The 20,703-nt window shown below is 69.7% G+C and carries 24 protein-coding genes; 13 read left to right on the top strand and 11 right to left on the bottom strand.

Features of this window, described 5'->3' with window-relative positions; all coding sequences use genetic code 11:
• Window positions 1-2 precede the first annotated feature (2 nt).
• The 4 genes from ACXJJ3_RS12330 to ACXJJ3_RS12345 are packed head-to-tail and all read left to right on the top strand — an operon-like array spanning window position 3 to window position 3,603.
• Window positions 3-1,013, top strand: coding sequence for a Gfo/Idh/MocA family protein (locus tag ACXJJ3_RS12330; RefSeq protein WP_458170132.1), 1,011 nt, complete (start codon window positions 3-5; stop codon window positions 1,011-1,013).
• Window positions 1,013-1,831, top strand: coding sequence for a Gfo/Idh/MocA family protein (locus tag ACXJJ3_RS12335; protein WP_458170133.1), 819 nt, complete (start codon window positions 1,013-1,015; stop codon window positions 1,829-1,831). The genes ACXJJ3_RS12330 and ACXJJ3_RS12335 overlap by 1 nt, the downstream gene beginning before the upstream one ends.
• Window positions 1,828-2,856, top strand: a complete 1,029-nt coding sequence (locus ACXJJ3_RS12340; RefSeq protein ID WP_458170134.1) for a hypothetical protein — start codon at window positions 1,828-1,830, stop codon at window positions 2,854-2,856. Before ACXJJ3_RS12335 ends, ACXJJ3_RS12340 begins: the two co-directional genes overlap by 4 nt.
• Window positions 2,857-2,892: 36 nt before the next feature.
• Window positions 2,893-3,603 (top strand): 2OG-Fe(II) oxygenase, encoded by a 711-nt coding sequence (locus ACXJJ3_RS12345; RefSeq protein ID WP_458170135.1) that lies wholly within the window; start codon window positions 2,893-2,895, stop codon window positions 3,601-3,603.
• Between the two features lie 31 nt (window positions 3,604-3,634).
• Here ACXJJ3_RS12345 and ACXJJ3_RS12350 read toward each other — a convergent pair whose 3' ends face one another.
• Window positions 3,635-4,264, bottom strand: coding sequence for an SGNH/GDSL hydrolase family protein (locus ACXJJ3_RS12350; RefSeq protein ID WP_458170136.1), 630 nt, complete (start codon window positions 4,262-4,264; stop codon window positions 3,635-3,637).
• A 55-nt stretch (window positions 4,265-4,319) separates the two neighbouring features.
• Between ACXJJ3_RS12350 and ACXJJ3_RS12355 the strand changes: the two genes are divergently transcribed.
• The 5 genes from ACXJJ3_RS12355 to ACXJJ3_RS12375 are packed head-to-tail and all read left to right on the top strand — an operon-like array spanning window position 4,320 to window position 7,220.
• Entirely contained in the window at window positions 4,320-4,748 is a 429-nt protein-coding gene (locus ACXJJ3_RS12355) for a GNAT family N-acetyltransferase (RefSeq protein ID WP_458170137.1), read from the top strand.
• Between the two features lie 2 nt (window positions 4,749-4,750).
• Window positions 4,751-5,614: an LLM class flavin-dependent oxidoreductase gene (locus ACXJJ3_RS12360; RefSeq protein ID WP_458170138.1), complete on the top strand. Its 864-nt coding sequence runs from the start codon at window positions 4,751-4,753 to the stop codon at window positions 5,612-5,614.
• 55 nt (window positions 5,615-5,669) lie between these two features.
• Window positions 5,670-5,909 (top strand): hypothetical protein, encoded by a 240-nt coding sequence (locus ACXJJ3_RS12365; RefSeq protein ID WP_458170139.1) that lies wholly within the window; start codon window positions 5,670-5,672, stop codon window positions 5,907-5,909.
• Entirely contained in the window at window positions 5,902-6,246 is a 345-nt protein-coding gene (locus tag ACXJJ3_RS12370) for a type II toxin-antitoxin system PemK/MazF family toxin (protein WP_458170140.1), read from the top strand. Before ACXJJ3_RS12365 ends, ACXJJ3_RS12370 begins: the two co-directional genes overlap by 8 nt.
• A 35-nt stretch (window positions 6,247-6,281) precedes the next feature.
• Window positions 6,282-7,220 carry a formylglycine-generating enzyme family protein gene (locus tag ACXJJ3_RS12375; RefSeq protein ID WP_458170141.1) on the top strand — a complete coding sequence of 313 codons (939 nt, stop codon included), beginning with the start codon at window positions 6,282-6,284 and terminating at the stop codon, window positions 7,218-7,220.
• Here ACXJJ3_RS12375 and ACXJJ3_RS12380 read toward each other — a convergent pair.
• Genes ACXJJ3_RS12380 through ACXJJ3_RS12390 form a run of 3 tightly spaced genes read right to left on the bottom strand, consistent with a single transcriptional unit; the run spans window position 7,182 to window position 9,455 of the window.
• Window positions 7,182-8,414, bottom strand: a complete 1,233-nt coding sequence (locus ACXJJ3_RS12380) for an MFS transporter (protein ID WP_458170142.1) — start codon at window positions 8,412-8,414, stop codon at window positions 7,182-7,184. The two genes, ACXJJ3_RS12375 and ACXJJ3_RS12380, sit on opposite strands and share 39 nt — an antisense overlap.
• Window positions 8,411-8,878, bottom strand: coding sequence for a MarR family winged helix-turn-helix transcriptional regulator (locus ACXJJ3_RS12385; RefSeq protein WP_458170143.1), 468 nt, complete (start codon window positions 8,876-8,878; stop codon window positions 8,411-8,413). Before ACXJJ3_RS12385 ends, ACXJJ3_RS12380 begins: the two co-directional genes overlap by 4 nt.
• Window positions 8,879-8,897: 19 nt before the next feature.
• Window positions 8,898-9,455, bottom strand: a complete 558-nt coding sequence (locus tag ACXJJ3_RS12390; protein WP_458170144.1) for a hypothetical protein — start codon at window positions 9,453-9,455, stop codon at window positions 8,898-8,900.
• Between the two features lie 290 nt (window positions 9,456-9,745).
• Between ACXJJ3_RS12390 and ACXJJ3_RS12395 the strand changes: the two genes are divergently transcribed.
• Entirely contained in the window at window positions 9,746-10,312 is a 567-nt protein-coding gene (locus ACXJJ3_RS12395; protein WP_458170145.1) for a TetR/AcrR family transcriptional regulator, read from the top strand.
• Window positions 10,309-10,830 carry an SRPBCC family protein gene (locus ACXJJ3_RS12400; protein WP_458170146.1) on the top strand — a complete coding sequence of 174 codons (522 nt, stop codon included), beginning with the start codon at window positions 10,309-10,311 and terminating at the stop codon, window positions 10,828-10,830. The genes ACXJJ3_RS12395 and ACXJJ3_RS12400 overlap by 4 nt, the downstream gene beginning before the upstream one ends.
• 12 nt (window positions 10,831-10,842) lie before the next feature.
• On the opposite strand, the gene ACXJJ3_RS12405 is transcribed toward ACXJJ3_RS12400, so the two are convergent.
• From ACXJJ3_RS12405 to ACXJJ3_RS12415, 3 genes are read right to left on the bottom strand one after another with little or no spacing between them, the layout of a single operon-like run.
• Complete coding sequence (locus ACXJJ3_RS12405; protein ID WP_458170147.1) at window positions 10,843-11,823, bottom strand: TolB family protein; 981 nt, start codon at window positions 11,821-11,823, stop codon at window positions 10,843-10,845.
• Window positions 11,820-13,019 (bottom strand): MFS transporter, encoded by a 1,200-nt coding sequence (locus ACXJJ3_RS12410; protein WP_458170148.1) that lies wholly within the window; start codon window positions 13,017-13,019, stop codon window positions 11,820-11,822. The genes ACXJJ3_RS12405 and ACXJJ3_RS12410 overlap by 4 nt, the downstream gene beginning before the upstream one ends.
• On the bottom strand, window positions 13,019-14,605 hold the full coding sequence (locus tag ACXJJ3_RS12415; RefSeq protein WP_458170149.1) for a discoidin domain-containing protein: 1,587 nt from the start codon (window positions 14,603-14,605) through the stop codon (window positions 13,019-13,021). Before ACXJJ3_RS12415 ends, ACXJJ3_RS12410 begins: the two co-directional genes overlap by 1 nt.
• A 162-nt stretch (window positions 14,606-14,767) precedes the next feature.
• Between ACXJJ3_RS12415 and ACXJJ3_RS12420 the strand changes: the two genes are divergently transcribed.
• Window positions 14,768-15,739 carry an aldo/keto reductase gene (locus ACXJJ3_RS12420; protein ID WP_458171884.1) on the top strand — a complete coding sequence of 324 codons (972 nt, stop codon included), beginning with the start codon at window positions 14,768-14,770 and terminating at the stop codon, window positions 15,737-15,739.
• 72 nt (window positions 15,740-15,811) lie between these two features.
• Here ACXJJ3_RS12420 and ACXJJ3_RS12425 read toward each other — a convergent pair whose 3' ends face one another.
• A complete protein-coding gene (locus ACXJJ3_RS12425) occupies window positions 15,812-16,828 on the bottom strand; it encodes a LacI family DNA-binding transcriptional regulator (RefSeq protein WP_458170150.1) in 1,017 nt (338 codons plus the stop codon).
• 31 nt (window positions 16,829-16,859) lie between these two features.
• Between ACXJJ3_RS12425 and ACXJJ3_RS12430 the strand changes: the two genes are divergently transcribed.
• Entirely contained in the window at window positions 16,860-18,371 is a 1,512-nt protein-coding gene (locus tag ACXJJ3_RS12430) for an alpha-N-arabinofuranosidase (RefSeq protein WP_458170151.1), read from the top strand.
• Here the strand turns inward: ACXJJ3_RS12430 and ACXJJ3_RS12435 are convergent.
• The 3 genes from ACXJJ3_RS12435 to ACXJJ3_RS12445 form a co-directional block, all read right to left on the bottom strand.
• A complete protein-coding gene (locus ACXJJ3_RS12435) occupies window positions 18,355-19,170 on the bottom strand; it encodes a MerR family transcriptional regulator (protein WP_458170152.1) in 816 nt (271 codons plus the stop codon). The genes ACXJJ3_RS12430 and ACXJJ3_RS12435 overlap by 17 nt on opposite strands.
• A 33-nt stretch (window positions 19,171-19,203) precedes the next feature.
• A complete protein-coding gene (locus tag ACXJJ3_RS12440) occupies window positions 19,204-19,467 on the bottom strand; it encodes a hypothetical protein (RefSeq protein WP_458170153.1) in 264 nt (87 codons plus the stop codon).
• A gap of 218 nt (window positions 19,468-19,685) precedes the next feature.
• Entirely contained in the window at window positions 19,686-20,702 is a 1,017-nt protein-coding gene (locus ACXJJ3_RS12445; RefSeq protein ID WP_458170154.1) for a zinc-dependent alcohol dehydrogenase family protein, read from the bottom strand.
• Window position 20,703: the final 1 nt, after the last annotated feature.

Genomic DNA, 20,703 nt, shown 5'->3' on the forward strand with positions numbered 1-20,703 from the left:
CCATGCGTTTTGCTGTCATCGGTGCCGGCGCGATCGGCACAGTGCACGCGCGGTTGATCGACGCGTTGGGTGCCGACGCGACGCTGGTCGCCGTCGTCGACCAGAACCTCGAGCGCGGCGGGAAACTCGCCGAGCAGTACGGCGCAAAGCCGTACGCCTCCGCGGCCGAGGCCTACGCAGCGGAAGAGCTTGACGCGGTAGGGATCTGCCTGCCCAGCGCACTGCACGCCGACGTCGCGATCGAGGCCCTGCAGGCCGGCAAACACGTCATCGTCGAGAAGCCCGTCGACATCACGCTCGACGCGGCCGACCGGCTGATCGCGGCGCAGCGGGCGACCGGGCTGACCGTGTCGGTGATCAGCCAGCGCCGGTTCCAGCCGCCGGTGGCGCAGATCCGGTCGGCGATCGACTCCGGCGCGCTCGGCCGGGTCACGTCCGGGATCGCCGAGTCCGCGTTCTTCCGCCCGCAGTCGTACTACGACGGCGACGACTGGCGCGGCACGCTCGCGGTCGACGGCGGCGGCGCGCTGATGAACCAGGGCATCCACGCGCTCGACCTGCTGGTCTGGATGCTCGGCCGCCCGGTGCAGGTCAGCGCGCAGACCGGCCGGCTCGCTCACGAGGGCATCGAGGTGGAGGATCTGGCCGGCGCGTCGATCGTGTTCGAGAGCGGGGCGATCGGCCTGATGCTCGCGAGTACGGCGGCGTACCCGGGCCGCCCGGTCCGGCTGACGATCCACGGCGACCAGGGGACGGCGATCCTCGACGACGACGAACTGGCGTACTTCGCGGCCGCGAACGCCGAGCCGCCCGCCGCCTCGGCGCCGGCCGGTCCGGACGGCTGGGGCCCGACCGAGCTGGCGCACCTCGAGCAGTACCGCGACTTCATCGCCGCCGTCCGGGAGGGCCGCCCGCCGGCAGTGACGCTGGAAGCCGGACGCCGGTCGCTGGCCACCGTGCTTGCCGTGTACGAATCCGCCCGCACCGGGCGTCCCGTCGAATTGGAGGACTGATGCGCATCGCCCTGGTCGGTACCGAGAACAGCCACGCCGACGAGATCGTCCGGCACCTGAACGTCGACCACGTGTCGGCCGACGCGCGGATCGTCGCGCTGGTCGGCGCCGACGACGACCGCAACCAGAAGCTCGCCGCGGCCGGCGGGATCACCCGGATCGTCCCGGCCTCGCAGGAGTTGCTGGGCGAGGTCGACGCGCTGATCGTCACGAACCGCGACGGCGCCCTGCACCGCGAGCACGCCGTACCGTTCCTCGAAGCCGGTGTGCCGGTGTGGGTGGACAAGCCGTTGGCGGCGAGTACGGCGGACGCGCAGGCCATCCTCGACGCCGCGAAGCGCGGTGGCGCCCCGGTCACGTCGTACTCCGCGGTGCGCTGGGTCGCGGACGCCGACGCGCTCGTGGACGAGGCGGTCGGCGAACTGCAGGCGATCACGGTGACCGGGCCCGCCGATCCGGACAGCGAGTACAGCGGGATCTTCTTCTACGGCATCCACTGCGCCGACCTCGCGCAGCGGCTGGCACCGGGCGAGCCGGGTCCGGTCGAGGTCGAGCGCATCGGGTCGACCGTGGTCGTGCGGTACCGGTGCGACGGCGTCCTCGTCACCTTGCAGCTGGTGAAGCCGACCGACGACGGACGGGTCCCGTTCCACGCGGAGCTCGTCGGGCGGACCGCGGTGGTCAGCCGCGACATCCGGCTCGACTCGGAGTACGTCGTACCGGGGCTGAAGGTCTTCCTGCGGATGCTGGAGACCGGCGAACGGCCGCTCGACGACGCGACAATGCTCGCGCCGATCACCGTGCTGGAGCAGGTGTGAGGCGGATCGTCGCGGCGCTGGCCCTGCTGCTGGCGTTGGGCGCTGTCGTTCCGGCGGGCGCGGCGCCGGCGCAGCGGACGTACACCCAGGACCGCGCGATGTGGGTGTGGGAGCAGAACTCGTACCCGGCGGTCTTCGACCGCGCGGCGCGGGACAAGCTCGGGCGGATGATGGACGACACCACCACGTTCGGCTCGGACCCGGTCCGGACGATCTACCTCGGCGTCGCGGCGTACCAGGGCGCGGCGTACCAGGGCAAGGACATGCTGCGGGACTCGCGCAACCGGGTCGCGTCGTTCGTCCGCTGGGCGCGCGGGCGCGGGTACCACGTGCAGGCGGTGATCGCGGGCGGGACGACGCCGCCGTACCTGGGGGCGTTGCCGAAGTACCAGCACCTGGCCGTCGCGGAGTTCACGAAGGTGCTCGACTACAACCGCGCCGTACCCGAGAACGCACGGTTCGACGGCGTGAACGTGGACATCGAGCCGTACCTGCTGCCGGAGTGGAAGCAGCCGGGGACGACGCTGCCGACCGACTGGCTCAACCTGCTGCAGAAGTTCGTCGACCTGCGGAACAGGTCCGGTCAACGGCTGCTCGTCGGGCCGGCGATCCCGTTCTGGTTCGACAGTTCGGACTGCTGCACGGCGATCACGTGGCACGGGAAGACCGCGCCGCTGAGCGACCACGTGCAGGACCTCACCGACTACGTGGCGCTGATGGACTACACCGACACCGCGACCGGGATCATCGCGCGGGCCGACCACGAGCTCGCGTACGCCGCCTCGATCGGCAAGGCGAAGTCGGTCGTGATCGGCGTCGAGACGAAGGACCTGTCCGGGACCAGCGATCCGCCGTCGGTGACGTTCTACGAGGAGGGCCGCACGTACATGGAGGCCGAGCTGGACAAGGTGTACGCCGCCGAGTCCTCGTCGCCGGCGTTCGCGGGCATCGCCATGCACCACTACGGCAGCCTCCTGCTGCTCCCGAGTGTCTGGGGAGCGGGCGGGGTGTACTACCCCCAGTAGCCCTCACACGGTCCGGCGCCGAACCGTTCCGTACCTATGAACAAGTACGAACGACGAGTGGCCAAGGCGGACTGGGAGACGGTGACGACCGAGGTGAACGACCTCGGCTGCGCCCTGCTCCCGCAACTCCTGACACCGGCCGAGGCTGCGTCGATCGCCGGGATGTACGACGAGGCACACCGGTTCCGGGCCACGATCGACATGGCCCGGCACCGGTTCGGCGAGGGTCAGTACCGGTACTTCGACGCCCCGTTCCCCGAGCCGGTCGACGCGCTACGGCACGCCCTCTACCCGCGGCTGCTGCCGATCGCGCGGGACTGGTACGCCAAGCTCGGCCGCGACGCCGAGTGGCCCGACACGCTCGACGAATGGCTGGACGTCTGCCACCGCGCCGGGCAAACCCGCCCGACCCCGATCCTGCTCCGGTACGGCGCCGGCGACTGGAACGCGCTGCACCGGGACCTGTACGGCGACAAGGTGTTCCCGCTGCAGGTCGTGATCAACCTCGACGAACCCGGCATCGACCACACCGGCGGCGAATTCCTGCTCGTCGAACAACGCCCCCGCGCCCAGTCCCGCGGTACGTCGACCCTCATCCCGCACGGCCACGGCCTGCTGTTCACCACCCGCGACCGCCCGGTCCGCTCAGCCCGCGGCTGGTCCGCCGCACCGGTCCGGCACGGCGTCTCCGCGATCCGCTCAGGCCGGCGCCATACCCTCGGACTGGTCTTCCACGACGCCACCTGATTCGATTCAGCTCCGACGCCGTCCGAAGACGCTAAATGAGGTCGTTGCAGATGTCCCACGCGGCCTGCCGGACCAGGGCGGCCGTGTCGGCGTCGAGGCCCTTGACCGGGGCGTCGATGCCGACCGGATCGGCGTTCAGCAGGGCGATCAGGAAGACGCAGGCACCGAGGTAGCTGCCCGCGAGGGTCGGGTGGCTGTTGTCGGACTCGTGCAGGACCGGCTTGTCGTGGGCGGCGAGGAAGCGTTCCCAGACCATGCCGACCGGGATCAGCGTCCCGTCCAGCTCGGCCGCGGCACCGGCGTACGCGTCGGTCAGCGCCTGCTGCGTCTCCGGTGCGTTGCTCCGCGCCCACGTCAGGTAGAACGCGGTCCGTGCCCCGGCCTCGGCGATCGCCCGGTGGAAGTCGCGGGCGCTCTCCCGGAACCGGTCCGGGCTCTTGATCGGCAGCGTGCTCTGCTCCTGCAGTACGACGATGTCGTAGCCGCCGTTCGCGATCGCGTCCAGGGCCTTGCCGGCGTTCAGGTGCTGGCGCAGCGAGGCGCCACCGACCGAGATCACCTTGTGCTCGAACTCGATCCCCCGCGCCCCGGCCAGGTCCTTCAGCAGCTTGGGCAGGTTGTTGTTGGACGTGAAACTGTTCCCGACGAAGAGAATGCGCACACCCGAACGCTACTACTCGTTTGACCCGCGGCGCCGGGCGTTGTTGGCTGTCGGAATGGTGCGGATGGTGGGGATCGAGGACGACGCGACGCTGCTCGACTGGCAGCGGGTGCACAACGAGATCATCCCGACGGCGCCGCTGTCGGTCGACGAGATCCGCGAGCGCGCGACCCGGAACGTGCTCGAGGTCGCGTACGACGACGACGTCCTGGTCGGCTGTTCGACGGTCCGCCCGCCGTCGGCGGAGACCACCGCGGCGGTGGTGATCGCCCGGGTGCTGCCGGCGTACCGGCGGCAGGGTTTCGGTACGGCGATCTACGAGCACTGCCTGCGCCGCGGGCGGGAGCTGGCCGACGGGATCGAGACGCACATCCTGAGCAGCAACGTCGACGGGCTGCGGTTCGCGAAGGCGCACGGGTTCGTCGAGGTGGAGACGTACCTGCTGCCGGGCGACACGATTCCGTTCGTCGAACTACGGTTGTGACCATGCGCTTCTCCGTGAACATCCCGAACTTCGGCGACTTCGCCGACGCCCACACCGTCGCTCGGGTGGCCCGCGCCGCCGAGGAGGCCGGCTGGGACGGGCTGTTCGTCTGGGACCACGTCGTACACAGCAAGGAGCAGCGGCGCGGGCAGCCGTTCGGCGATCCGTGGATGCTGCTGACCGCGGCCGCGCTCGCGACGTCCCGGATCGTGCTCGGTCCGCTGGTGACGCCGGTCGCGCGGCGGCGGCCCGAGCAGCTCGCCCGGCAGGTCGCGACGCTGGACGCGATGAGCGGCGGCCGGGTGATCTTCGGCGCCGGGCTCGGCGGGCCGATCGACGACGAGTTCGGCAGCTTCGGCGACGAGACCGACCCGAAGGTGCTGGCCGAGCGGCTCGACGAGGGCCTCGACCTGCTGGCGGCGTACTGGTCCGGCGAGCGGGTGAACCACGACGGCAAGCACTACCGCGCCGACGACGTGGAGTTGCTTCCGGCAACGGTTCGGCAACCGCGCCCGCCGGTGTGGATCGCCGGGTACTGGCCGCGCAAGGCCCCGATGCGCCGCGCGGCCCGCTGGGACGGCGCCGTACCGCTGTTCGCGAACGCCAACCACGGACAGGCACCGGCGGTCGAGGACGTCCGTGAGCTGATCGGTTTCCTGACCGACCAGCGCCCGGACCGGAGTACGCCGTACGACGTGATCGTCGGCGGCATCACCCCGCCCGCCGACGCCCGCGCGATCGTCGAACCCCTGGCCGAAGCCGGCGCCACGTGGTGGGACGAACGCCAACTGATCACCGGCCCCGACTTCCACCGCCTCACCCCGGTCCTGCGCCGGATCGAACAAGGTCCGCCTAGCCTGAGCTGAGCCAGGAATACCAAACGGTATCCCTGCCTTGGGTAAACCCTGGTAGCATGCTGGTATGTCTGAGATGACCTCCCTCAAGGTGCCGAAGCACGTGCGTGACACGGTCATGCGGTCCGCGCGCGCCGAAGGACTGACCGCCGCGGAGTTTCTGCAGCGAGTGACGGAGGAGCACGCCCGGCACCAGCGCTTCGCTGCCGTCCGCCGTGCCTACGCAGAGGGCAGCCACGACAGCGACTACGACGAACTCACCACGGCATGGGACGAGGCGGGCGAGGACGGCCTGGCAGATGCCTGAGCTCCGCCGCGGCGACGTGGTGTGGGTCGACTTCAACCCGACCCGTGGACGTGAACAGTTCGGTGATCGACCAGCGGTCATCATCTCCTCGAACGATTATCTGGACGCGGTGCCGGACCTCGCGATTGCCGTGCCTGTCACGACGAAGGACCGTGGCTGGCCCCACCACGTTCGGCTGAGCGGAACGAAACTCAAGCTACGCAAGGCCAGTTGGGCCCTGACGGAACAGCCGCGCACGATCAGCCGCGAACGGATCAGCCGGGCCGCGGGCCAGGTCGACACCGGTTGTCTCGACGAGATCGACACCTGGCTCCGGGACTTCCTGGATCTGCACTGAGAGCACAGCCCGGGTCCGAACCTAAACTGGCGGGCATGACCGACGAGCATCCGTCCTGCTGTGCGCCCTCGCGTGGTGAGAGTGCGGCGCCGCCGCCGGTGCCGGGTGGGCACGGGGAGCACGGGGTTGCGCAGGTGGTGCTCGGTGGTGGTGTGTTCACGATGGGCAACAGCCTTGGTGACGAGAACGCCGGTGACGGCGAGACGCCCGTCCATCAGGTCGAGCTCGCGCCGTTCAGTATCGACGCGACCAGCGTGACCAACGCGGACTTCGCGCGGTTCGTCGACGCCACCGGCTACCGGACCGAGGCCGAGACCTTCGGGTACTCCGCGGTGTTCCACCTCGCGCTGGCTGCCGCGCCGGACGAGGTGATGGGGCCGGCGTCCGGTACGCCGTGGTGGGCGGGCGTCCGCGGCGCCGACTGGCGGCACCCGGGTGGTTCGCGGTCCGACCTGGACGGGCTCGGCGACCACCCGGTCGTCCACGTCAGCTGGAACGACGCGACGGCGTACTGCAAGTGGGCCGGGCGCCGGTTGCCCACCGAGGCCGAGTGGGAGTACGCCGCCCGCGGCGGGCTGGACGGTCAGCGCTACCCGTGGGGCGACGAGCTGATCGGTGACGACGGCGCGTGGCGGTGCAACATCTGGCAGGGCGAGTTCCCGCGGACGAACACCGAGGAGGACGGCTTCCTCACGACCGCCCCGGTCCGCACGTTCGAGCCCAACGGGTACGGGCTGTGGCAGATGGTCGGGAACGTGTGGGAGTGGTGCGGCGACTGGTTCGGCCCGCGGTACTACAAGTTCTCCGCCGCCGCGAACCCGCCCGGTCCCTCGCTCGGCGCCGCCCGGGTGATGCGCGGCGGCTCGTACCTCTGCCACGACTCGTACTGCAACCGCTACCGCAACGCCGCCCGCTCGTCGAACACACCTGACTCGTCAATGGGCAACGCCGGCTTCCGTACTGTCGCTCGCTGACAACCCCGGCGTGGTCGCCGCGACCGCCGCAACGGCCGCAACACAGAGCAAGGCGCCCGAGGCCAGCGACGCGACCGGCGACGTCAACTGGGCGACAACACCGCCGCGGAGATTGCCGAGGTCAGGACCCGCCTGACCCACGATCTGCTCGGCGGCACTCACCCGCCCGAGCAACTCCGACGGCGTATGAAGCTGGACGATCGTACTGCGGGACACGACGGCGACCGTGTCCGCGGCGCCCGCGATCGCGAGACACGCCAACGCCAGCCACGGCACCGGCGAGAACGCGAACAACGCCAGGGCGATCCCCCACGCCGCCGACCCGGACAGCATCACGACCCCCTGCCGCGGCAACCGGGTGAACGACCCGGAGAACAACGACGCGGCCACCCCGCCGACGGCGATCGCGGTCAGGAACAACCCGAGCGTCCGCGGGTTGTTGCCGAACCGCTCCGCGTTGATCACCGGGAACAGGCTGATCGGCATCGACAACACCGTCGCCGCCAGGTCGGTGACCAACGCCCCGCGGATCACCGGCGTCGCACTCACGAACCGCAGCCCGTCCCACACGCCGCGGAGGCCGGGCTTCACGGCGCTCTCGAGCTGCATCCGCGGCAGCCCGAGTACGCCGTACATCGCCGCGAGGAAACTGAGTGCGTCGATCAGGTAGCAGACGCCGACGCCCCACGCGCCGATGATCACGCCGCCGAGTGCCGGGCCGATCAGCATCGCGCCCTGGAAACCGATCCGGTTCAGGGCGATCCCGGCGGCGAGCTGGTCCCGCGTGAGGAGCTTCGGGAGGACCGTCCGCGCGACCGGTCCGGCGGTCGCGCCGAACGCCGACTGGACGGCGATCAGCGCCAGGAGTACGCCGACCGGGACCCGGCCGAACAGCAGCTGACTCGCCATCACGGTCGCGACCATCCACTGGCCGATCGTGGTGACGAGGTAGATCTTGCGGCGCTCCATCCGGTCGACGAGCGTGCCCGCGAACAGGCCGAGCACGATCAACGGCACCGCCTGCGCCAGCCCGACAGCACCGGTCCAGGCCGGGCTCGACGTCTGATCCCAGACCTGGAACATCACCGCGACGAACGTGAGCTGACCACCGAATCCGGACAGCACCTGCCCGATCCACAACCGGCGGTACGTGAGAACCTTCAGCGGGCCGAGATCGATGAGCGCGTTCTTCACCGCAGCTTCTCCGCGATCCGGTCGTGGAAGCTCTTCCTCGCCAGGGCTTCCTCGACGTCGCGGACGACCTGGGACATCGGGTACGGCAGCTCGGCCTCGAGCTCGGCGAGCGCCTCCTCGGTCGCCCGCCACTCCGCCGCCAGGAGCTCGACGAGCTTCTTGGACTTCGCTGTCAGCGTGACCTGCTTGCTGCGCGCGTCCGCGCCCGGGACCGTCCGGACCAGACCGGCGGAGCGCATCGCGGCCACCTTCTGGCTGAGCGCCGAGTGCGTGCGGCCGATCGCGTCGGCCAGCTCGGTGATCGTCATCGGGCCCCTGAGGTGCAGCTGCAGCAGCTCGCGGACGTACGTCGGCTTCAGGCCCTGGACCGCCCGGTCGGTGTAGATCCGGCCGATCTCGCCGTCCATCCGGGTCAGCAGCTCGTGCAGCGGGCGCCACAGACTCTGTTCGGTGGGATCCTCCATGCGAGGATCATAACAGTACTTATATAAGTGCTGTTATTTTTACTGCCGGCCGACGGGCGGTACGCATCCAGACGGCGGCCACCGCCGCCGACAACACCCCGATCACAGCCAGCACCGCGAATCCGTACCGGGTGTCGGAATGTCCCGTGACAACCGACGCGATCAGCATCACCACCACCGTCGCCGCAAGCCCGAATCCGTTGGCTACACCAAACGCATGCCCGACACGTTCCTCGTCGACCGATGTCATCAGCAACGACCGGGTAGCAATCCGCGACTGCCCGAACAGGAACGCCCCGAGCAACACCAGCCCCATCAATGCCGGCACGCCGAAGAGCGGCTGCAACACCAGCAGCCCGCTACACACCACAAACCCACCGACCGCCAGCCGCATATCCCCCAACCACTTCCCCGACCACCGATAGACAGCCGCCGCCAACAAGAACCCAACCCCACCCAGCGCGTCCGTCACCCCCAACACACCCGCTCCTCGATGCCACTCCCCCACCACAAGCACCGGCATCAAAGCATTGAAAACCGTCACCACCACCAACCCCTGCCCAAACAAGACCACCAACGGCCCAACCCCAGCAGGCATACGGCCCGACGGGAGCTGGTTGGCGGGCACGGAGGCCTTCGGCGGGACGAATGATGTGCGCTTGGCGCCTACTGCTGCCGAGGAGCTGGATGTTGTTTCCGAGGGACGTGATGAACGTTGCCGGCAGCAGCAACCGGGGGCGCGAAGTCACCACCCCAACCTGCCAGCGAAACCTGACAACCACTGGCAGCGTTTATTTCCGCTACCGCCGTTGCGTAATTCCTGCTACGGTTCTTTTCGAAACCGCAGTAGCGATAAAGGAGACGCAGATGGTCGGGCGCGGACGGCCGCGGGACGCGGGGGTCGAGGCGCGGGTGCTGGAGGCCGCGATGACCGAGATGCGGGCGCGGGGGTACGACGGGATGTCGGTCGACCGGGTCGCCGAGCGGGCCGGGGTCGCGAAGACCACGATCTACCGGCGCTGGCCGAGCAAGGCCGAGCTGGTGATGGCGATGATCACCGAGCTGACCAGCGCGGTCCCGTTCGACCCGAGCGGCGACCCGCGGAACGACCTGGCCGAGTTCGTCGCCGGGATCGCCGCCGCGCTGGACGCGATCCCGACCACGCTGGTCGCCGACCTGGTCGCCGCGGCCGCCCGCGAGCCGCGGGTCGGTGTCGGCGTCCGCGCGCTCTGGGCGCACCGGCACGCCGCCGTCTCCGCGGCCATCGAGCAGGCGCAGGCGGACGGGCTGATGCCCGCGCACGCCGATCCGCGCATCATCGTCGACCAGCTGGTCGGCGCGCTGTACTACCGGCTCCTCGTCACCGGCGAGCCGATCGATCCCGCCTATGTGAGGGCGCTGGTGCTCAGCACCCTCGGACCGGAGCAGTCATGAAGAAGATCCTCGTTGCCCTCGGCATCGTTGTGGTGGTGCTCGCCGGCTGGACGGTGTTCACGGTCGCGCGACCGTTCGTCCTGCGCACCGAGCTCGACATCGACGCCTCGCCGGAGCGGGTCTGGCAGGTGCTCACCGACCGCCAGGCGTACCCGGACTGGAACCCGTTCATCACCTCGTCGACCGGCGACCTGAAGGTCGGCGGCACCATCGTCAACGTGCTCCGCGACACCAAGGGCAGTGAGACCACGTTCGACCCGACGCTGCTCGCGGTCGTCCCGAACCGGGAACTCCGCTGGATCGGCAAGGTCCCGCCGGGCGCGATCTTCGACGGCGAGCACTCGTTCCACCTGACACCGCTCCCCGGCGGCCGCACGCGCCTGGTGCAGGAGGAGAAGTTCACCGGCGCGGCCGTCCCGTTCACCCAGTCGTGGCTGAAGAACACGATCAAGCCGCAGTTCGACGCGATGAACCGGGCGCTCGCGGCGCGCGCAACCGGCATACCGAACAACGGATAACCACCACCCGGTTCAGCTGAGGGATGGGGTGGTGGCTTGGGGGATCAGGAGCTTGGGGGGTGTGGTGAGGCCGGTGGACCAGAGGTCGGTGGTGTTGTCGGGGTTGCGGACCGGGTAGAGCAGGGTGTTGTTGCCCTGCCAGACCGGCTGGTCGTCGATCGAGCGGGTCTCCGCCGGGTGCGTGATCCGGCGGGTGGCGAGATCGAGGACCGCGAGACGCCAGATCCCGTTGCCGACCTTCTGTTTGTACGCGATCCGCCGGCCGTCGGGTGACAGCGACGGGCACTCGACGTTCTCGGCGATCGCGGTCCCACGGTACGCGCGGTAGTCGGCCTCGATCAGGTACGTCTTCCCCTTGCTCGCCATCGTCACGTAGAAACGGTTGCCGTCGGCGCCGAACGTGATGCCCCAGTAGTTCACGTCCGAGGCGAAGTACCGCTTGCCGTTCACGAAGACGGCCAGTTCCTCGACGGTCTTCACCAGCCGGCCGGTCGGCACCTCGTACAGGCCGGTGCGGGTGGAGAAGCCGGTGGCGGCGTACGAGTCGCCGGTGACGAACATCGTCCAGTTCACGATCCTCCCGTCCGGCGAGACGCGGGCGCGGCTCGGCGTACCGGGGAGGGTGTCGCGATGGCGCTCGTGCAGGTTCGCGTCCAGTACGATCAGCTCGGTCTCCGCGGGGAGCGAGGACGGCTTCAGGCGCAGGCAGATCGCCGTACCGTGCGCCGCGGCGAAGCGGTCGCAGTGCAGGTCCCCGACGCGGCGCGCCGCGGACGGATCGGCGAGCGGTACGGCGGCGAGCTTGCCCGTGTCGGGTCCGGCCGCGAGGTTCCGGAAGAACAGCGTGTGCCCGTCGAGCCGGATCGGTTGCCCCGTGACGACCGGTACGGCGTTCTCGACGGCGCCGCCGGTCCGGGCGTGGGCGACGTACACGATCGCGCCGGCGAGCAGGGCGAGGATGCCGATCGCGGTGCCGAGCAGGCGGCGGGTCATCGGCGTACCTCCAGGGGTTTGAAGACCGCGGCGGCGATCGTGACGACGAGCAGGGCGCCGGCGATCGCGAGGAGAGCGGGGCGGAGGTCCCACAGCGTCCAGAGCAGCCCGACCCCGACGGCCGCGGCCATCCGGGCCAGCGCCTGACCGGTCTGCAGTACGGCGAGCCCGCTGGCGCGCAGGTGCTCCGGGAGAAGCGGGCCGACCGCGGCCGGCAGTACGCCGTCCGTGGCCGCGTAGAAGGCGCCGTGGAGCGGAAGGACGAGCCACCAGGCGCCGACCGGACCGCAGACGAGCAGGAGCGCGAGGATCAGCGCGAGGTGTCCGCCGAGGAACACCTTCCACCGCCCGATCCGATCCCCCAACCGCCCGAGCGGAATCGCCAGCAGCAGGAACGTCCCGGCCGTCCCCAACGGCAGCAGCGGGAACAGATTCGTCCCGATGTCCCACCGCCGCTGCACGGCCAGATACACGAACGAGTCGGTAATCGTGAACAACCCGAGCGCGGCCGCCCACACACAACACCTGCGAAAGTCACCATCTTTCAAGAGCCCGAAGACCGGCAGACTCACCTTGACGGGAGCGGGCGGAGCTTGGTCTCGGACGAAGCTGGTGAGGAGGATGACGGCGCAGGACGCTAGGGCGAAGCTGGTGACGAAGACTGCGTTGTAGTTGTTGAGGCTGGTCCAGAGGACGAGCGTGGCGACCAGCGGGCCGAGGAAGGCGCCGACGGTGTCGAGGGCTCGGTGGACGCCGAACGCGCGGCCTTGGGTGGCGGGGGTACTGCTGAGCGAGATCAACGCGTCGCGGGGAGCGGTGCGGATGCCTTTGCCTGCGCGGTCGACGGCCAGGACGGCGCCGATGGCGGGGACGGTGGAGCCGGCGGCGAGGAAGCCGAGTTTGGAGACGGCGGAGAGCGCGTAGCCGATGCCGGCGACGGCTTTGAGCCGTCGCCAGCGGTCGGCCACGTGTCCGCCGACCAGCCGCAGTACTGCGGTTGCTCCGGCGTACAGGCCGTCGAGGAGGCCGAACTGCAGTGGGTTCAGCCCGAGCCCGAAGACCAGGTACAGCGGCAGGATCGCGGTCACCATCTCGGCGGAGATGTCGGTCACCAGGCTGACGATGCCCAACGCAACGACATTCCCAGGAACCCTCCGCAGCGGTGTCCGGAGCGGGCCGACGGACGCGAGGTACATCAGTGGCAGCTGTACGTCGGGCTGCTGTCCAGGACCTTGCCGTCCAGGCCGATCAGCTGCGTGGCGAACGTGGTGTCGGTCATCGACAGCTTCAGCACACCGAAGTCCGAGAGCAGCTTGGCGGTCGCCGGATGCGCGGCCTTGATCGGGTACAGCGGCGCGCCGCCCATCCCGCCGATGATCTGCACCGGCCCGCTCGCGTCCTTCTTGCCGGCGGCGTCCTGCGGGTAGAACCGTTCGTAGTGGTGGTCGTGGCCGTTCAGGATCAGGTCGGTCTTGGCCGCGACGAGCGTCTTCCACAGCGGGTCGGCGTCCGGGTTGTCGCCGTGGTCACCGGAGCTGAAGCGCGGGTGGTGGTAGTACGCCGCGATGCAGCCCTTGGTGTTCTTCGCGAGGTCCTGCTTCAGCCAGGTGAGCTGTGCCGGCTCCTTGAGCCCTTCCTCCTTGACGAAGTCGTTGGAGTCGAGCGCGACGAAGTGCCAGTTGCCCATCTCCCAGCTGTAGTAGTTCTTCCCCTGCGGCGTCGCGATCGAGCCGAAGTACTGGTGATAGCCCTCGTACGGCGTGTTGTCGTAGGTCTCGTGGTTGCCCGGGATCGGGTGCGTGATGTTCTTGAACTTCCCCCACGTCTTCGCGTAGTACTTCTGGAAGTCCGACAGATGCGCGTCGTCGTACTGGTTGTCGCCCATCGTGATCACCGCGGCGGGGTTCATCGCCTCGACGAGTTTCGCGGTTTTCGGGTGGACGCAGCTCGAGTCCGACGCGGTGCAGCGGTCCGCGATGTCGCCGGCCGCCGCGAGCACGAACCCACCGGTCCCGCCGGCGCTCGTCGTGACCGTGATCGCCGTACTCTCCGCCGACGCGTTCCCGGCCAGGTCGCGGGCCCGCACCGAGTACCTGTACGCCGTGTCCGCCGTCAGCCCGGTGTCGTTGTACGTCGTACCCGGCGTCGACGCGACCACCTTCCCGTCCCGCAGTACGTCGTACTGGCTCACACCGACGTTGTCGGTCGAGGCGGTCCAGCCGAGCGCGACCGATGTCGCGGTGGTCGCCGTACTCTTCAGGCCGGTCGGGACCGTCGGCGCCTGGGTGTCGCCGGTGGAGTCGGTGACGCCGTACACCTCGATCTCCCAGAGCGAATAGCCGTACGACGTGGCCCGCTGGGTGCCGACCAGCCGGACGTACCGGCCGTGGCCCTGGAGTCCGGTCAGGTCGTCGGTAGCACCGTTGCCGTCAGCAACCTCCTTGACGGTGCGGAAGTTCGTGCCGTCGTCGGAGACCTCGATCCGGTACGCCTTCGCGTACGCGGCCTCCCAGTTCAGCTTGACGCGGTTGACCGACGACGCCTGGCCGAGGTCGACGCGCAGCCACTGCGGGTCGGCGCCTTCGACGCTCGCCCAGCGGGTCGTCGTACTGCCGTCGACGGCCTTCGCGGCGGTGAGGGTGTCGTCCTCGACGGTCGAGGCGATGACCGGTTTGCCCTGCGAGAGCAGGGCGTCGGCCGTGGTTCGGGCGTCGGCGGCGGCCGCACCGAGGGCGGCGAGCAGTCCGACGGGGAGCACCAGCGCGAGCAGGCGCAGTCTCATGAGATACCTCCGGGGGCGCGGAGCAGAATTGTTAGGAAGGTTACCTAACAGTGCTTGGTAGGTAAAGCCCTCGGTTTCGTTACATACGCCAGGCGCATCAACAGTGTCCAGAAGATTCATTGGACGGATCGACCGCGGCACCTGTTGGCTTGACGCATGGAGATGCGCACGTTGGGACGTTCAGGAATCGAGGTCAGCCCGCTCGGATTCGGCTGCTGGGCGATCGGTGGGCCGTTCGCGAACCCGGCCGGCGAGCCGCTGGGCTGGGGCGAGGTCGACGACGCGGAGTCGGTCCGGGCGATCCGCCGGGCGGTCGAGCTCGGCGTCACGTTCTTCGACACCGCGGACGTGTACGGCGCCGGCCACAGCGAGCGGGTCCTCGGCCGGGCACTGGCCGGGATCCGGGACCAGGTGGTGATCGCGACCAAGTGGGGCAACACGTTCGACGAGTCGACGCGGATCATGCACCACCAGGACACCAGCCCTGAATACGTATCCAAAGCCGTCCGGGCCTCGCTGGAGCGACTCGGGACCGATTACCTCGACCTGTACCAGCTGCACTTCGACACCACCGACGAGATCGCGCTGCCACTCCGCGAGGCCTGCGAGGAGCTGGTCCGCGAAGGGCTGATCCGGGCGTACGCGTGGAGCACCGACACCCCGCACAGCGCCGAGCTGTTTGCCCAGGGCAAGCACTGTGCGGCGGTCCAGCACGAGGCGAGCGTGCTGCACGACGCCCCGGAGTTCTTCGCGCTGTGCGAACGCGAGGACCTGGCGAGCATCAACCGCACCCCGCTCGGCATGGGCCTGCTCGGCCGCCGGGACGCGAACCGGCCGGCCACCGGCGCGGACATCCGCACCCGTCCGCCGTCCTGGCTGCGGTACTTCGGCGAAGGCGGCGTACCGGCGCCGGAGTGGTGGGAGAAGGTGTCCGCGATCCGCGACATCCTGCAGAGCGACGGGCGGACCCTCGCGCAAGGCGCGCTCGGATGGCTGTGGGCGCGGAGCCCGCGGACGATCCCGATCCCCGGCTTCCGAACGGTCGTGCAGGCGGAGGAGAACGCCGCCGCGATGACGCACGGACCGTTGCGGGACGAGCAACTCACCGAGATCGCCGGGCTGCTGGCGGCGTGAAACCCGGATCGGGCAGGGCCTGAGGCCTTGCCCGATCCGGTTGTTTATCGATATACCTACTGCGTGCCGAACTCATCTCGTGGTGCCGCGGAGGACGAGCCGCGCCGGTACGACGACTTCCTGCGGATCGGCACCCGCGGACCCGGCGAGCTGGGCGGTCAGCAGCGACGTGATCGCGTCTGCCATCGCCTCGTGCCCCGGATCGACCGTGGACAGCGCGGGGACCAGGTACGCCGACTCGTCGATGTCGTCGAAGCCGACCACCTGGACGTCGTCCGGGACCCGCAGCCCGGCGTCGGCGAGCGCCCGCATCGCCCCCATCGCGACCACGTCGGTCAGCGCGAACACCGCGTCGAACGCGACACCCCGGTCACGCAGCCCGCGGATCGCGTCGTACCCGTCCCGCAGGCCGAACGAGCAGCGGGTGTTCAGCTCCGGATCGACCGGTACGCCGGCCTCGGCGTGCGCGATCGCATACCCCTCGGCGCGGAGCGCGGGCATGGTCGCGGTACCGCCCGGGTCGCCGCCGATCATCGCGATCCGGCGCGCGCCGGTCGCGAGCAGGTGCGCGACGGCCTGCCGGGCGCCGTCGACGTTGTCCATCATCACGTGGTCGAAGCGGGACGGCAGCGCGCGTTCGCCGATCATCACCACCGGCGCGTCGGTGCGCAGCTGGCCGAGCTCGGCCGGGTCGATGTCGACCACGCTCAGGATCAGCCCGTCGTACATCCGCAGCCGGGAGAAGGCGACCGCCTCCAGTTCGCCCTCGCGGCTGGCGCCGGTCCGCTCGGTGACGATCCGCAGGTCGTGCGCCTCGAAGCGATCCGCCAGCCGGCCGGCGAGCTGCGCGAAGTACGGGCGTTCCAGCTCCGGTACGGCGAGACCGACCACGCCGGTGCGCCCGGCGCGCAGGTGCCGGGCGGCCAGGTTGACCTGGTACCCGAGCTCACCGATCGCGGCCAGCACCCGCTCGCGGGTCTCCGGACCGACGCGCGGGCGGCCGTTGATCACGTTCGACACCGTCATCGTCGAGACCCCGGCGAACCGCGCCACATCGGCCATGGTCACCACGCTCGACGGCTTTGCCATGCGGACCACTCTAAAGACAACGGAGGGCTCAATGCCTGAAGCACGCGTCGTCGTCGACCTCGACGTCCCCGGGCCGACCATCAGCCGGCACCTGTACGGGCACTTCGCCGAGCACCTCGGGCGGTGCATCTACGGCGGGTTCTACGTCGGCGAGGACTCCCCGATCCCCAACGTCGGCGGTATCCGCAGTGATGTGGTCGAGGCGCTCCGGGCGCTGGACATCCCGAACCTGCGCTGGCCGGGCGGGTGCTTCGCGGACGAGTACCACTGGAAGGACGGCATCGGCCCGAAGGCGGACCGGCCGTCGATGGTGAACACGCACTGGGGCAACGTCGAGGAGAACAACCACTTCGGCACCCACGAGTTCATGGCGTTGTGCGAGCTGCTCGGTGCCGCGCCGTACGTGAACGGGAACGTCGGCAGCGGCACCGTCCGCGAGATGAGCGAGTGGGTCGAGTACCTGACCCGCGAGGGCGACAGCCCGATGGTGCGGCAGCGTAAGGCGAACGGGCGGGACGAGCCGTGGCAGGTGCCGTTCTGGGGCATCGGCAACGAGGCCTGGGGCTGCGGCGGCAACCTGCGCGCCGAAGCGTACGCCGACCTCGCCCGCCGGTACGCGACGTTCCTGAAGGACCACGGCGACAACAAGCTGTACCGGATCGCGGCCGGCGCGGCGGACGACGACCTCGCCTGGACCGAGGCGCTGCTCAAGGCGGTCAGCTGTCTCGGCTGCGGGCGCGACCCGAAGAACATCTTCCAGGCGATCTCGTTCCACTACTACACGGTCGCGGGCACGTGGGAGCACAAGGGCAGCGCGACCGACTTCGGCCTCGACGACTACTACCGGACGATCCAGAAGGCGCACGGCATCGAACGTGTCATCAAGGCGCACTCCGCGCTGATGGACGCGTACGACCCGGAGCGCAAGATCGGCCTCGTGCTCGACGAGTGGGGTACGTGGTGGGACGTCGAGCCGGGGACGAACCCGGGGTTCCTGTACCAGCAGAACGCGATGCGTGACGCGCTGGTGGCGAGCCTGCACTTCGACGTGTTCCACCGGCACTCGGAGCGGCTGGTGATGGCGAACATCGCGCAGACCGTGAACGTGCTGCAGGCGATGCTGCTCACCGACGACAGCGGCGCGCTCGTCCGGACCCCGACGTACCACGTTTTCGAGATGAACAAGGGGCACCACGACGCCGCCGCCGTACCGGTGCACGTGGTCGAGGGTCGCACCCACGATCTCGACGGTACGGCGATGGACCTGGTGTCGGCGTCCGCGTCGGTCAAGGACGGGCGGGGCCTGGTGTCGTTGAGCAATCTCGATCCGGAGGCCGCGCTGGACGTCGTCCTCGACCTGCGCGGAGCGGATCCGGTGGAGCCGACCGGACGGTTGCTGACGGCATCGACCCCGCAGACGCACAACACCGCTGCCGCTCCGGACACGGTGGCGCCGGTCCCGCTCACGATCGCACCGGATCCGCGCGGGATCCGGGTGACGCTGCCGCCGCACTCGTTCGCGACGGTCAGCCTGGAGCTGTGACCTGGATCTGGAACTCGTGTACCCAGTTCGCGGGGTTGCCGGGGTCGAACTGCAGCGTGACCTCGCGCGCGTACCCGTGACTGCGGTAGCCGTTGTCCTGGATCCACCGCGCCAGCGTCTGCATGCTGCGCTCCGCCTCCATCATGTCGCCCTGGTGGACGATGGTGGCGGCCTGCGTCAGCTCCGGTAGCTCGAGCACGTCCACGTCGCCCGGATCGGCAGCCACCGGTACGGCGGCGTGGACGCGGATCGTGTCGCCGTCAGCGTCCTCGTAGTACGCGATCGGCGAACCGGCCGGGTCGACCCCGGCCCTGTACAGCCGGTCGAAGAGCTGCCCGAACAACGGCTGGATCACCGGCCCGATGTCCTCGCCCTCGTAGCTCGGCGCGATCGCGGACAGCTCGGCGACCCGGACCGGGGCGATGCGTTTCAGTACGACGTCCTCGGTGGGCATGTGGCCCTCCTTCTCGATCAGCCGGAGCCTCGTCTCGACACTCGCCAGCCGGCTCGCGCCGCGGGCCAACTCGTCCTCGAGCTGCGCCTGCCGCAGCCGGAGCATGCCGCGCAGTTCCTCGGCGGAGAGCTTCGCGTCGACGATCTCCCGCACCTGCTCCAGGCTGAAGCCGAGGCCCTTGAGCGCGACGATCCGGTTCAGCCGGCTGAACTGCTCGGCCGTGTAGAAGCGGTAGCCGGTCGTCTCGTCGACCTTGGCCGGGCGCAACAGCCCGAGCGCGTCGTAGTGCCGCAGGGTCCGCGCGGACACCTGGCCGAACGCGGCGAAGTCCCCGATGGTGAACATGCACCCACCCTGCGCCTTGACACTACGTCAAGGTCAAGAGAGCGCGCGCGTCCGGCGGTCGCGGATCGTGGTGAGGGCGAAGGTCGTGATGCCGAGCGCGAGGCCGCCGACGCCGAAGCCCGCGGCCAGCGTGCCGCGGCTGCTGAGCCGGGCGTCGCACTGCATCGGCGTGATGCCCTCGTCGGGCTGGAAGACCGAGCCGCAGGCGTCGCCGCCCGCGTGGACCGGGCGAACGGCGAGCACCACCCCGACGATCAGCAGGACTGCACCCACCGCGCCGAGGAGCTTGCTCAGCACCTGCCGCCCTCTCTGCTGCCGGCGTGCTCCAGGACCGACCACGAGTGGTGGGTCAGATCCCATATCCGCACGTTCACTCCCTGGCAGCTCGGTAAGATTTGATCAAATCTAACGCAGCTAGCAGCCACTGCTGAAGTTCGGCAGGACCCGCTGGTGGAATCTTCACCCAGTTCTAACGCACCCTGGTGCAGACCGGTTCACCCGATTTCAGCCGTCCTTCAGCCGTCGAGTACGGCGACCAGCGAGCCGCTCGCGCGCCCGTGGGCGACGTCCGCGAGCGCTCGGTCGACGGCGCCGAACGGGACCGTCGTGACGTGCGCGGTGACCGGGAGCCGCGCGACCAGCCGGAACAGCTCCTCGCCGTCCCGCCGGGTGTTCGAGGTGACGCTCCGCAGGTCGCGCTCGTGGAAGAGGTGCCGCTCGTAGTCGAGCGCCGGTACGTCGGACAGGTAGATGCCGGCGACCGCGACCGTCCCACCCGGGCGGACGGCTTCGAGCGCGTACGGGACCACGTCGCCCGCCGGCGCGAACACGATCGCCGAGTCGAGCGGTACCGGCGGACGGTCCGCCGTCTCCCCGACGAACACCGCGCCGAGCTCCCGGGCCAGCGCACGGTTGCGTTCACCGCGGGTCATCACGAACAGCTCGGCGCCCTGCGCGGTGGCGAGCTGCGCGGTCAGGTGCGCGCTGGACCCGAACCCGTAGATCCCGAGCCGGCCGCCGGGCGGCAGGTTGGCCCGGAGCAGCGAGCGGTAGCCGATGATCCCCGCACACAGGAACGGCGCAAGCTCCGCCGCGGGCCGGTCGTCCGGCAGCGCGTACGCGAACTCCTGCGGCACCACGGCGTACTGCGCGAACCCACCGTCGGCATCCCAGCCCGTATACGCCGACCGAGGACAGAGGTTCTCGGATCCGCCACGACAAAACGCGCACACTCCACAAGTCCCCCGCAACCACGCAACCCCCACCCGCTCCCCAACTCCAAAACGAGGTACGGCCCCCCGCCCGTTGGCCACCACCCGGCCGACTGCTTGGTGGCCGGGGATGACTCCTGGGTGCTTGCGCGGAAGATCGCCCTCCGCGAGGTGTAAGTCCGTCCGGCAGATGCCGCACGCCTCGACCTCGACCAGCAGCTCTCCAGCCGCCGGCTCCGGCACGGTACGACGTACCTGCTGGAGTGGCCCGCCGTCGATGGGACCAGGTTGCGCGACCGCCCATGCCTGCATCTCGTCCATG

The sequence above is a fragment of the Kribbella sp. WER1 genome, from assembly GCF_054189145.1.